Source organism: Paenibacillus sp. MAH-35 (assembly GCF_058135425.1).
This window is the reverse complement of record NZ_JBYUPU010000008.1, coordinates 36,713-49,309: the sequence shown is the minus strand read 5'-3', so window position 1 is coordinate 49,309 and position 12,597 is coordinate 36,713. Positions and strand designations below refer to the sequence as shown.

Sequence of the window (12,597 nt, the reverse complement as noted above, 5' to 3'; positions counted from 1 at the left end):
TGAGCCAAAGCTTTTCGTAAAAAATGAATCCTTTTGGCCCAAATCGAAGTATTATAAGTTATAATACAAAACATGAAATCGCAGGAGGTTCGTATGGGGATATTGTCGCGATTTAAAGATATTATGGCAAGCAATGTTCATGCCTTATTGGAGAAGTCCGAAGATCCGGAACAAGCGGTCGACGCGTTCATGCGGCAAGCGAACATCGATTTGGGTCAAATCAAGGCGGAGGCGGCCTCGGTTCTGGCCGACGAGCGAAGAGCGAAGCGAGCGCTCGATGAATGTACGGAGGAAATCGCCAAGCTGCAACGTTATGCCGAGAAGGCCGTGGTAGCCGGCAGCGATGCCGACGCCAGAAAGTTTTTGGAGAAAAAGGCGCCGCTCATCGAGAAATCGGCCCGGCTGCAAGTTTCATACGACTTGGCGGCTGCGAACGCGGCAAGCATGAAGCAGATGAAGGACAAACTCGAATCCGACATCAGCGGGCTGGAACAGCGCCGTCTTCAGTTGAAGACGCGAATGGCGGCGGCCAAAGCGCAGCAGCGAATCAACGAAGCGGGCTCGCCGGTCGGAGGCCGCGACGGGTCGGCGTTCGATAAGCTGGAAGATCAGGTCAACAGCGCCTACTATGAAGCTATGGCTGTAGCCGAGCTCCGGGGAGAACAGAAGGAAGATATCGACGAATTATTCGCCGAGTTCGAGAAACAGACGGGCACAAGCACGAAGGCGGAAGAGGAACGGGCCGTCATCAAGGAGAATAAAAAGCCGAACGAGTAACAGTCTCTTCGCGCATGAGGTGAACAGATGCAGGTAATCGACTACAAGTGCCCTAACTGCGGCAGCGGCATGGTGTATGACAGCGAATCCGGGATGTTGTCCTGTCATAGCTGCGGCCGGCAAGACAATATTGAGACGCTGCCCGATCCTCTTGCTTCGGTGAATCCGACGTTTGCCGGAGACGAGGCCCACGAATATCACTGCAACAGCTGCGGTGCCGTCATCTTGACGGAAGCGGAGACGGCCGCTACGACATGCAGCTTTTGCGGCTCCGGCGTCGTGCTTGGCGACCGGTTAACCGGCAAACTCGCTCCGGCCCAGGTCATTCCGTTTGTGATCAGCAAGGAAGAAGCGATGACCACGTTCCGGAAATGGTGCCGAAACGGGCTGCTGACGCCGAAAGGGTTTATGACGGCGGATCGGATCAAAGGGATCACCGGCATTTATGTGCCGTTTTGGCTGTACGATTTGAATAATCAAATCGAGGTCCGGGCGAAAGCGACCAAAGTAAAAAGCTATACCCGAGGCGACTACCATATTACGGAAACGTCGCATTTCGATGTGTACCGGAACATCCGGCTGAATTACGTGAAAGTGCCGATCGACGCCGCGGCCAAAATGAATGACGAGCTGATGGATAAATTGGAGCCGTTTCCGTACAATCAGCTGAAATCGTTTAAAACGCCTTATCTTGCCGGTTATATTGCGGAAAAGTACAGCTATACCGATAAGGAGCTGTTCCCGCGGGTTAAAGAAAAAATCAGTTCTTATATCGATGCTTACATACAGTCCACGATGAGCGGATATTCGAGCGTGAACTATACGAACAAGCAGATCGATACCCGGTCGGTCCGTGCCGACTATGTGCTGCTTCCGGTATGGGTTGTCCATTACGATTACAACAAGCTGGAGCATACGTTTGCGATGAACGGGCAGACCGGCAAAGTCGTCGGCAAGCCGCCGATCAGCAAGGCGAAAGTGACCGCCTGGTTTGCCGGCATATCCGGGATTTCTCTGCTGTCCCTGAAGCTGATCTCCTGGTCGATGGGAGGAGGATTCTGGTGAACAGAAATAGAGCGACTGCGTTCGTCTTGATGTTCCTCGCCTTGTTCGCGGCGTTTGCTCTGGTAGCGGTACCGGGCGAAGCGGCTGCGCAGGTTCAGAAGCAATTGATCTATGACGAAGCCGGGCTGCTGAACCCGGAACAAATCGGCAAACTGACGGAGCTGGCGAGCGTATACGGAGCCGAGAGAGAGACCGACTTTCTGATCGTCACCTCCAAAAACGCTGAAAACGGCGATGTGATGAAGATGACGCAGGACTTTTACGATCTGCATGCGCCCGGTTACGACAAGCCTCACGGCAATGCCGCCATCTTGATGCTGGATATGCGCAATCGCGAAGTGTATCTGGCCGGTTTTTATAAAGCGAAGGAATATTTGGACGACAGCCGGCTGACGAAAATACGTACCAAGATTACCTCGGATTTGACGAGCGGCGATTATGAGCTTGCTTTCGAGACGTTTATTGCGACTGCTCATCGCTATATGGGATACCGGCCGGGCGTGAATCCGGACAACATCTTGTTTCAGTTCTGGTTTCAGTTGACGGTGTCGCTTGTTCTGGCGGGAGTCATCGTGGGGATGATGGCTTATCATTCGGGCGGCCGCGTTACCGTAACCCGGCAAACGTATGAGGATGCCGGTACCTCGGCTATTCTGGATAAAAACGACCGGTACCTTCATACGACGACAACGAGACAGAAGATCGAGAAGAAAAGCGGCGGCTCGGGCGGCGGCGGCGGCGGAACTACCGGAGGCGGCCATTCGCATAGCGGCAGCAGAGGATCATTTTAACTTGAAGGAGATGGAACGGCGATGGTTTTTTTTAGCAACCAGTTTGCAAATGTGGTGGAATGGGAAGAGTTTCGCGAGGATATGATTTTCTGGAAGTGGAGCAACCGGGAAATCAAAAAGGGGAGCAAGCTGATCATACGTCCCGGTCAAGACGCGATCTTCCTGCATAACGGCAAAATCGAAGGAATCTTCGAAGATGAAGGGGAGTATAACGTCGCTTCGCAGATTATCCCGTTTCTGTCGACTTTGAAAGGGTTCAAGTTCGGCTTCAACAGCGGGATGCGGGTGGAAGTGCTGTTCGTCAATACGAAGGAATTTACCGTGAAATGGGGAACGCAAAATCCGGTAATGATCCCGACTCCCCAGCTTCCGGGCGGCATGCCGATTCGCGCCAACGGCACGTTTAATTTTAAAGTAAATGATTATGTGACGTTGATCGATAAAGTGGCCGGGGTCAAAAACAGCTATCTCGTGGAAGACGTCAAAATCCGGATCACGTCCGTGCTGGATCAGCTGCTTATGAAGTGGATCAGCCGGGAAGGCAAAGATATGTTCAACCTGCAAGCGAATGCGTTCGATATTGCCAAGGGCATCCGCGAAGATCTGGATATGCAGGTGTTGGATATCGGCATGACGATCACGGGTTTTAACGTGATGAGCTTTAATTATCCGAAAGAAATTCAGGATATGATCGCGAAGACGGCTTCCCACGAGATGGTCGGCAATTTGCAAAAATATCAGCAGATTTCCATGACGGACGGCATCGCCTCGGGCAATGTGAAAGGCGGAGGTGCCGCTGCGGATATGGCCGGTATGATGATGGGCATGAACATGGCGAATGAAATGATGAAAAATATTAATCCAAACCAGAAGCCGCAGACAGGCGGGAATGCTGCTCCCTCTTCTTCCGGCAGCGGCCAAAAGCCGAACTTCTGCCCGAACTGCGGCACGAAAAACGAAGGGGCGAACTTCTGCGGCAATTGCGGACAGAAGCTGGGGTAATAGAGGCGGCTGCGACAAAAAAGAGGCTAGCCCAACAGGTATTGTTCGAATTTTTAAGCCCCGCTTCGAACCGATTTTCTTGAGAAAAAGGACCTCATTCTCCGCGTTTATCGTGGAATGTGAGGTCCTTTCGGTTTGGAAATTGGGAGGTTCCCCTGACATGCAATTCTTTTCGGGGATAAGCCCCTTTGCCTATACAGAGATGTGCTCGAAGCGTAACTTTCGGTGAAACGAAGCGGTACGATGCGGCAGGTGCGGCAACGAGAGAGGCAGGTTGGAGTGCGTCGAGACTTCTCTATGTAATAACCAACTCGGCGGGAGCACAGTTCGATCCCGGAATTGGCCGGAACGATCATCAACTCGGTAGCGTAGCGGAAGAATGACTTCCGTTATTCCTGTACGGTATGCGATTTTCACGCCATTTCGGAAATATGGTTTCCGTTATTTGCGAATTTTAGGGCGGTACGGGAGATTGTGCGTGAAATAACGGAACTGATTATTCCGTTATATGCCCAATTTCGGCCGCGGGAAACAGATAACGGAAGTGTTACTTCCGGAATAAATTCGGAAGCTGCAGCTTTGCCTCGTAGAACGTTTAATGGCAATTTGTCGATGTAGCAGTAATCTATTAACAATTTGAAGGTCCCCACCGATAATATAAAAAAAGGAAAGATAGGTGGGAAATGGTGTGGAGCGACTTAGAGAAATTTTTAGTAACTTTAGGAGAACAACATTTTGTCGCTTTATGGACGACGTCTTCAAGCTGATTTTAGTCATTTATTCGTTTGGAATTATTGGATTTGCGGATTTTGATGCAGCAAAGGAAATTGTAATTGCCAAAATCGTGATTGCGGTGTTAATGGTCTTGTTTTATTTTATCAAGTATTTTCATTATACCAGAGTTTTTATTATGGGCTTCGCAGCGCAGCTTATGCTGCATCACATACTTACCCAACGACCGGACTTATCCACAGCAGCGGCAGCTGAAATCATCAAGTTCGTTCTTGTTGTGGCAACGGATCTTTTTGCTCTTGTCCTTTTTTGTTCTGTGCTGATGTCAGTTAAAGTGTTTTATCCTTTGATTAAATTCGTTTTTTATTCGATGATTGCATTACTAACCCTTTTATTTCATTTTTCGCTGGAAAGCTTCGATTGTCTGGACCTCGTTTCGACATTCGAAGAATATAAGGCATGTAAGAAGGACTACGGCTATCTTGAAGCGTTCAGCGTTAGTACATTGAATATTTTTGTGATCTACATTTCGGTTTTTGAAGCACTATCGAATGTCGCGGTATTTTTAGTGAAAAAAAGAAAGAGAGAGCCGAACAGTCCTGCCGAACAGGGCTGAATGCGAAAAGACCGTATAAAGCCATTGCGCGGGCTCAAACGGTCTTTTGCATCTTTAAAAGTTAAATCGATCCTGGCAGCCTCGTCTACGGGATGGGCTTTTCACGTCCCGCTTCTATTCCCGGTTGACGGACGCGTTCCGAAAAAACACAATGGGGCGCCGACTGAGCAGGGCCGACTAAGCATGACGCGATATTCTAACCGGAGAACCGGCCACGCCCGCGCCCGCAACCTTCTACACTCCCTGCTGCTGGAGCAGGTAGTGGTAGAAGCCTTGATGCCGGACAAGCTGGTCGTGCGTGCCGCTCTCGACGATGGCGCCTTGGTCTAGCACGACGATCAGATCCGCATGGCGGATCGTGCTCAGCCGGTGTGCGATGATTAGCGTCGTGCGGCCTTGCAGCATCTCGCTCATATTGTGTTGAATGATTCGCTCCGATTCCATATCGAGGGCGCTTGTCGCTTCGTCAAAGACGAGAATCCGCGGATTGCGGACGAGGGCGCGCGCGATGACGATCCGCTGGCGCTGACCGCCGGACAGCCGGATGCCACCTTCGCCGACAATCGTCTCGTAGCCGAGCGGCAAAGCTTCGATGAACTCATGCGCCCCCGCCAGCCGGGCAGCCCGCTCGATATCTTCATAGTCGACGTCCTCGCCGCTCATGGCGATATTTTCCCGCACCGAGCCGCGGAACAGCACCGTTTCCTGCTGAACGACGCCGATCTGCTTGCGGATGGAAGCGGCGTGCACGTCTCGCAGCGGATAACCGTCGACATAGATAGCTCCGCCCGACGGCTCCAGAAGCTTGAGCAGCAGCTGGGCAATCGTCGATTTTCCCGAGCCGCTCCGCCCGACGAGCGCGACCGTTTGTCCGGGCTTAAGCTGCAGGTCGAGGTTTTGCAGCACCATCTTCCCGCCCCGGTAGTACCGGAACGATACGTTATCGAAACGAACGTGGCCTTGAATGGACGGAAGCAATCGCATGTTGTCCGGCTGCGGGTGTTCGGGAGTCGCTTCATACACATCGTTCAGCCGTTCCATCGAGATACGCGCTTCCGCAAGCTCCCCGAACCGCTGCGAGATCATTTCCAAAGCGAACATAAAGGAAGTGAACAGAACGGTGTACGCCACCAGAGCGCCAACACTCAACTGATCTTCCAAGACGAAAATGGAGCCGAAATACAACAGCGCCACATGACTTAACGAGCGAAGGCCCGATCCGGCCGCTTTGGCGGCGGCCTCCAGGCGGTTGCCCTTTAGCCGCAGTACAAACAAGCTTCCCAGCTTGTTCATCAGCTTTCTGCGAATTGTCCGTTCCATCGATAATCCTTTGACGGTCGCGATCGCGTGCACCGCCTCCACAATCTGCGTCTGGGATTCGCCTTCGGCGATGAGCTGTTTGCGGAGATTGCGGCGTATTTTGGGCAGAAGATAGGCGTAGAGACCGATGTACAGCGGCAAAAATACGAAGGAGAGGATGGCCAGACCGATATGGTAATACGCCATCAAGGCTCCGTACACCAGCAAGGTCAACAGATCCAGCAGCAGCTCGATCGCATGGTCCGTCATCAATCGGCGAATCTTTTCGTTCTCTTGCACGCGTGTCAGGATGTCGCCCGACGTCCGTTTCGTGAAATAGGAGTAAGGAAGCCGGAAGAGCTGCCGGTAAAAGCTGTCCAGCATCGCGCGATCGATCGCAAATGCAAGCCGTCCGATCAAGATCTGGCGGATGGCGATGCCGGCGGTATTCAAGCAGACAAGCGCCAGCATAGCTGCCGTAAGAATATGAAGCAGCGGCCAATTGTCCGCCTGTAATACCCGGTCAAAGATTTGCTGCGTGACAACCGGAAAGGCGAGGAACGCCAGCTCGATCGCTGCGGATAACCCCAATGCAGACACGAGGAGTTTCCGGGAAGGGGAAGCATAGCCGAGATAACGTCTCCACAACATCTCCTTGTCGTCCAGTGGTGTGAGCGGCCCGGCGGGCTGCACGTCGATGACGAAGCCGGTCCAATGGTTGCCGAAGGTGTCCGAAGAGACGGTGTTGAGGTAGCCCAGAGCCGGATCGGCTACAACGAGGCCGCGCTCGTTTACTTCGTAAACGACGATATAATGGTTGCCGTCCCAATGTGCGATGAACGGAGTCGTCAGCTCATGCAGGAGGCTGGCAGCCGTATTCAGTCCTTTGGCCGAGAAACCGAGCGATTCCAGCGTTTCGATCAGCCCGAGCATGGATGTTCCTTCCGCGCCTATGTTGCAGCGTTCGCGCATCCGGTTGACGCTTGTGCGTAATCCGTAATACCGGCAAATCATCGTTAGACACGTAGGACCGCAATCCATCTCGCTTTGCTGCATAATCACCGGATATTTCATCCGCTTTGACCACAATTTCCACGGTTTACCGGATAATCCGGAGAGAGGATCGGGCAGATCGTCCGACGCATCGGCCCCGCTCGGGAGTGCCGTCCCGGGTTTGGCCTTCTCCGGATTATCGATCATCGTCATCGCTTGCGTCGTGTAGTGGGAAGAAATCGAACCTATCGCTTCCAGGATGACCGGGTGTTTGAGGATCAGCTCGTCAAATTCCGTTTTCGCAAGGCGGAAAACGGTTACGGCCTCGGCAGCCCGGATCGTCGCTTTGCGCGCTTCGCCCGTCAACAAGGCAAGCTCTCCGAAAAAATCCCCGGGGTACAGCCGGTTGACAATTGTCGCCTCCGGCCCTTTTTCGACTAGTGCAGACCCGCTCTTCATTATATAGAAGGCGTCTCCGGCTTCCCCTTCGAGAACGAGGCAGGCTTCGGGCTCGTAATGGCGGACCTCCAGCCGGTCCAGCAGCGAACGAAGTGTTGCATGGTCGATATGAGAAAGGACCGTATTGCTTTTCAGGAACGTACGGATGATGTCCGAGGAAATATATTGCCTGAAATAGTTGTCGATGGCGGGGTGCCGGGCAACCATCTGCTGGAACGGACGGCGGTCGAGCCGCAGCACCTCCAGCGGGGTGGAGGCGCGAATCGTAACGGGCGGGGCCGTCTCGGAGCCCAGCAGACGTTGTTCGCCGAAATGCTCCCCGGGCTGCAGCAAGCCCAGATTCGTTTCTTTGCCAGCAGTGTTCGTTCCGATTTTTCTCGCTTTGCCGGTTACGATCAGATAGAAGGCTTCCGGAGAACGGTCCCGATCCAGAATCGTTTCCCCCATCGCGAAGGTTTCCAACTGAAATTGGCCTGCAAGTGCCTGCTTTTCTTCGTCTGTGAATACATTAAACAGCGGGTGTCGATTCAAAACTTGAATACCGTTTTCGTTCACGTGCCCCATCCCTCACCCAAGCTCCATACGTCTTCATGAATATCGAGCGTACGCTCATAGGAATCCAGCTTATATTGAAAAAGCTGTTCCCGTATTTGGCCTGCCACCGTCTCGTTAAGCTCCGCGGGGTAGATCGCTTCCACCCAAAAAAGACTGTACCCGTGTCTATGCTCGAACGGGCCAAGCAGCGCTCCTGCGGAAGCGTTAAATACAGCCGCCGCCGTTTCCGGTTCCAAGTCTTCCCGGCTTACGAAACCGGCGTAACCTCCGGCTTTGGCGGTAGACACTTCCGAAGAATACTCGCGCGCCAGCGAGTGAAAATCGGCGCCTTCTTCCACGCGAAACCGAAGCTCCTGGGCTGCTCCGTACCCGCTCGTCACAATCGTGGAGATTTCGGCACGGTCGTACGTGTGGCCGACCTCCAGGAAGCGCCGACGGATGTCATCCTCGTCTACCGTATGCCGGACCAAAACTTCCCGGAGCACTTGCGGCTTCAGCAGAGAGAGCAAGTCGTCCAGCGTCATTCCGCGAAGCTCCAGCCATTCGGTTGCTTGAGCCGCCGTATATAAACCGTTCGAGCGGCGGAACCGGTTAACTGCCGTTTGCAGTTCGGTACGGTCAGCGGTCAGCTCTAACGTTTCGGCCCAATGTTCCACAATCAGGTCGTGCTTGCAGCGTCCGATCTCCGCCAGTGACGGATCGATTCGCAGCCGCTGAAGAAGTTGTTTCAAACTCATGGTTTTATGATGGATGCGGAGTGCTGTCAAGGGTGCTGTAGTCAACGTTTCATTCCTCGTTTGTTCGTTCGTTTCTGAGAGTATTCTAGCACGCGGAGCCGTTTGAAGGCGATTTCTTTATTTTTCTGGACTTTAACGGAACTTAAACTTGCCGTTGTATAATACACCCATTACGAGGAGGGAGGTAATGGAAATGACTGAACAAAAAAACAAGCAGCCCGGCGAATCAGAATCCGTCGAGCTTACCGATTTGTCGCAGGAAATGTCCGAGCAGCAGCTCAAGGACGTGAAAGGCGGAGACTTGAAAACAGGCACGAAACCGATCGTGAAGAAAGTTACGATTCGTCCGTAATTGGAATATCCTTCAACAGGGTCAAGCCAGCAGGGCAAAAGAAGCCCCGAGCCGTATGTTGCATACAGCTGTGGGGCTTTTTCGTTTATCCGTCTTCAGGCGGCTGGATCGCTGACCCGTTTAGAATCAGGCGCACCTCTCAGGTCTCAACGCCGAATTTGTAGCCGAAACCGCGGATCGTCACGATGTATCGGGGATGTGCCGGGTCTTTTTCGATTTTTTTGCGGAGATTGTGGATATGGACCATGACGGTCCGGTCGTCGCTGGCGCCGTCCCAGCCCCATATTGCTTCGTAGAGCTGATTAACGCTGAACACTTGTTTGGGATGCTCCAGAAGATGCAGCAGCAGCTGAAGCTCCTTCGCCGGAATCGATACCGGCTTGTTGTCGACGAATACCTCCAGCCGCTTCTTGCGGATCGTAAGCCATCCGTCTTTCCAGACGTCGTCCGCTAGTCCGCCGGTTTTTCCTCCGGTAGAGCGCTGGCGGCGCAGCCCTGCTTGTACACGGGCAACGAGCACCTCCGGTTCGAACGGCTTCGTTACATAATCGTCCCCGCCCAGGTTTAATCCGGCCACAATATCCCGCGGTTCTTTTTTGCTTGTTATGAAAATAATCGGCAGGTCCGAGCGGTCGCGAATCGTCTGCACGAGCTTCATACCGTCCATACCCGGCAGCATGATATCAGTAATCAGCATATCGTAGGCCGTGCGCTGAAACAGATTCAGCCCCTGCTCCGCATTCCCGGCGATGTCGATTCGGAATCCTTCTTTATGCAAATAAAGGGCTACCAGCTCGCAGATATCGGGATCGTCTTCAATCAGCAGAATCGTCGTTTCCATCGTATCCTCCTTCGGCATAAGCTTCGGCGCCGGCCTTTGAAGCGCAGACAATGACGGGGAGCGTGATATAGAAGTCGCTTCCTTCGCCGATTATGCTTTTGACGCCTATCTCTCCTTGATGACGCGCCACGATTTCCTTGCAGATCGCCAGCCCGAGACCGCTTCCGGCCTTGGTTTGGTGAATGCCGGGGACCCGGTAGCGGCGTTTGAAAATATGGGGCAGCGCCTCCTCCGGAATGCCTATGCCCGAATCGGCTACATGGATGACGACGACAGGCCCGTGATCCGGATCGGCGGCAGGTGCGAACTCGGTCCACACTCGAATGCGGCCATCGCCCGGGGTGTATTTCACCGCATTGGAGATCAAATTGGCGAATACCCGCTCGAACCGGAACGGGTCCAGAACCGCCAGCAGCTCCTGACCGGGGGGAAGCGGAAGATCCGGTTCTTCCCATATCAACCCGACTCCCTGCGCGCTTGCTTCGGCTGCATACCCGTCACTCCATTGGCGCAACAACGGCAGCAGCGGCACTTCCACAAATTGAAACTGAATTTCTCCGGTATTCAATTGGCTTAGCTCAAGGACGTTGTCGATCAGCTTCTCCAGCATCAGACTGCGTTCGTAGATACGGCCGGCGTATGCAGGAGCTTCCTCCTGCGGGATGACCGCCGTATGAATCGCTTTGGAGAACCCTTTCATAGCGGTGATGGGAGTCGACAAATCGTGGTAAACTTCGGCCAGCAGCGCGCTCCGTACGTTTTCGATCCGGCTCAGTTCCCGGTTGCCCTGCTCCAGCTGCACATTTAAGGACTGCAGATCGGAGGTTCGCTGCCGGATCGTTTCCTCCTGCGATTCGATCACCTTGCTCAGCTCGACCGACAACAGCTCCGACCGGGCGATGGCCCTAGTGAACAGCAGCGATAAGTTCAACAGCTGGGTCAGCAGAAAAAACAGCAAGCCGAACGAAACTAGCCCTCCGAACGGTACGAGACCGGTATAGTACATCATTTCGTGGATAACGGTGGCGAAAAAGCCTAAAAAGCCGATGACGTTCGTTCGCGATCCGGTTCTATGGCGAAGAGCGGCACGAATATAAACGTACATCACATACAGAAAAACGGGAAGCAGCAAAACGATCACGTAGGGCAGCATGAAATGAGTGTACACCCTAGCTGGCGCAACGAGTACAAACAACCCGAATCCGGCCAAGGCGGCCGCAAAAAAGCGGAAAAGGCGCACCGTCGCTTCCTGCGGATACTGCTTATTTACAAAGGCGGCCAAGCTGAGAATGGTGGCGATTTCCGAAAAGTACTCCAGCTTGACTCCCCATTCCCAGGATAATCCCGGGAACAGCACGTAAACAAACGATTCGCCCAACAGGGAAGACCTCGTACAGATGGCCAGACAGATTACGCCAAACCATAAGGCGGACCGGTCCTGCTTGCGGAACAAGTAGAGGAACACCGAGAACACCGCCATGACCAGCAAACATCCAGTCAGAAACGCCCATACCAGAACCCGGTTGCGGTGCAGCGAAGCGATCTTATCCGCATCTCCCAATTCGACGGTCTCCCAGATGCCTCCCGTCCGCTGAGCAAAGTTGGAAACTTGAATGATAAGTTCGTTGTCGCCCGGTCGCGGGACAAAGGAATATACCTTCGGGTGGCTTCTCGGGATCATGCTTGCTGAATCCGTGCCGACTGTCCCGTTGCCGCCCAGATGCTCACCGTTGATCCAGAGCCGGTAAGCGGAAGCGACATTAGGGACATAAAGCCCGAGCGGCCGGCCGCCCGTCTCGCCGGATATAACGAACTTCATCCGATAGGTCGCATAGCCTTCGTTAGACAAAGCTTGTCCGTCAATCGTGTACGACTTCCACTCCGCCGGTACGGAAACGGTCAGCGGCTGGTCCGGCATTCCCCCGGCAAAATCGCCGGGTTCCAGCAAGCGGTTCCAGTAAAACTCCCAAGGCCCGCTCAAGGCGACGATCCCGTCTTTGCCCGGGTGCCATTGCTGCAGGTTTTGTGCATCCGGCGATGAGGGAGTGTCAACCGCAACCGTGGCCGTTACCGATAGCGGTGCATGACACCAAATGAACAGCATTAAAAACACGGAAACTGCGAATTTCATGAGGGTATCTCCTGATATGAGCTTGTGTGTGTCATAATGGTTTTGTCGGATGACGGGGAAGTGGAGATTATGACTTGGATTTATGGGTAATTGGAATCAGACAAGAACAACGACACAACGTATTATCGGAGAATCTGCGGGGGATTTCAAGAAAAAGTTTGATTTAGTGGATTGGGGGCAGTAGCGGCGAGAATGGCTTTGAAGCAGTTTATCGAATATGATAAGAGAAATACCAGATAGGACGGAG

General features: G+C 53.3%; 10 protein-coding genes. 6 read left to right on the top strand and 4 right to left on the bottom strand.

All coding sequences use genetic code 11. The annotated features are described in order from the left end of the window. Positions 1-93 precede the first annotated feature (93 nt). The 5 genes from AC3Y2E_RS10805 (at position 94) to AC3Y2E_RS10785 (ending at position 4,983) form a co-directional block, all read left to right on the top strand. A complete protein-coding gene (locus AC3Y2E_RS10805; RefSeq protein ID WP_379210007.1) occupies positions 94-777 on the top strand; it encodes a PspA/IM30 family protein in 684 nt (227 codons plus the stop codon). 27 nt (positions 778-804) lie between these two features. After that, a complete protein-coding gene (locus tag AC3Y2E_RS10800; RefSeq protein WP_379210005.1) occupies positions 805-1,842 on the top strand; it encodes a TFIIB-type zinc ribbon-containing protein in 1,038 nt (345 codons plus the stop codon). After that, a complete protein-coding gene (locus tag AC3Y2E_RS10795) occupies positions 1,839-2,633 on the top strand; it encodes a TPM domain-containing protein (RefSeq protein ID WP_379210003.1) in 795 nt (264 codons plus the stop codon). The genes AC3Y2E_RS10800 and AC3Y2E_RS10795 overlap by 4 nt, the downstream gene beginning before the upstream one ends. A gap of 21 nt (positions 2,634-2,654) precedes the next feature. Further along, a complete protein-coding gene (locus AC3Y2E_RS10790) occupies positions 2,655-3,635 on the top strand; it encodes an SPFH domain-containing protein (protein WP_379210001.1) in 981 nt (326 codons plus the stop codon). Between the two features lie 676 nt (positions 3,636-4,311). Beyond that, a complete protein-coding gene (locus AC3Y2E_RS10785) occupies positions 4,312-4,983 on the top strand; it encodes a hypothetical protein (RefSeq protein WP_379209999.1) in 672 nt (223 codons plus the stop codon). Between the two features lie 234 nt (positions 4,984-5,217). On the opposite strand, the gene AC3Y2E_RS10780 is transcribed toward AC3Y2E_RS10785, so the two are convergent. Together AC3Y2E_RS10780 and AC3Y2E_RS10775 are read right to left on the bottom strand one after the other, a co-directional pair. Further along, positions 5,218-8,289 (bottom strand): peptidase domain-containing ABC transporter, encoded by a 3,072-nt coding sequence (locus tag AC3Y2E_RS10780; RefSeq protein ID WP_379209997.1) that lies wholly within the window; start codon positions 8,287-8,289, stop codon positions 5,218-5,220. Further along, positions 8,286-9,020 (bottom strand): peptidylprolyl isomerase, encoded by a 735-nt coding sequence (locus AC3Y2E_RS10775; protein ID WP_379209995.1) that lies wholly within the window; start codon positions 9,018-9,020, stop codon positions 8,286-8,288. The genes AC3Y2E_RS10780 and AC3Y2E_RS10775 overlap by 4 nt, the downstream gene beginning before the upstream one ends. Before the next feature lie 199 nt (positions 9,021-9,219). Between AC3Y2E_RS10775 and AC3Y2E_RS10770 the strand changes: the two genes are divergently transcribed. After that, complete coding sequence (locus AC3Y2E_RS10770) at positions 9,220-9,378, top strand: hypothetical protein (protein WP_379209993.1); 159 nt, start codon at positions 9,220-9,222, stop codon at positions 9,376-9,378. 139 nt (positions 9,379-9,517) lie between these two features. On the opposite strand, the gene AC3Y2E_RS10765 is transcribed toward AC3Y2E_RS10770, so the two are convergent. Together AC3Y2E_RS10765 and AC3Y2E_RS10760 are read right to left on the bottom strand one after the other, a co-directional pair. Next, positions 9,518-10,219 (bottom strand): response regulator transcription factor, encoded by a 702-nt coding sequence (locus AC3Y2E_RS10765; RefSeq protein WP_379209991.1) that lies wholly within the window; start codon positions 10,217-10,219, stop codon positions 9,518-9,520. Next, the gene (locus AC3Y2E_RS10760) at positions 10,194-12,350 is read right to left on the bottom strand and encodes a sensor histidine kinase (protein WP_379209988.1); all 2,157 of its coding nucleotides are present in this window, start codon (positions 12,348-12,350) and stop codon (positions 10,194-10,196) included. The genes AC3Y2E_RS10765 and AC3Y2E_RS10760 overlap by 26 nt, the downstream gene beginning before the upstream one ends. Positions 12,351-12,597 lie beyond the last annotated feature (247 nt).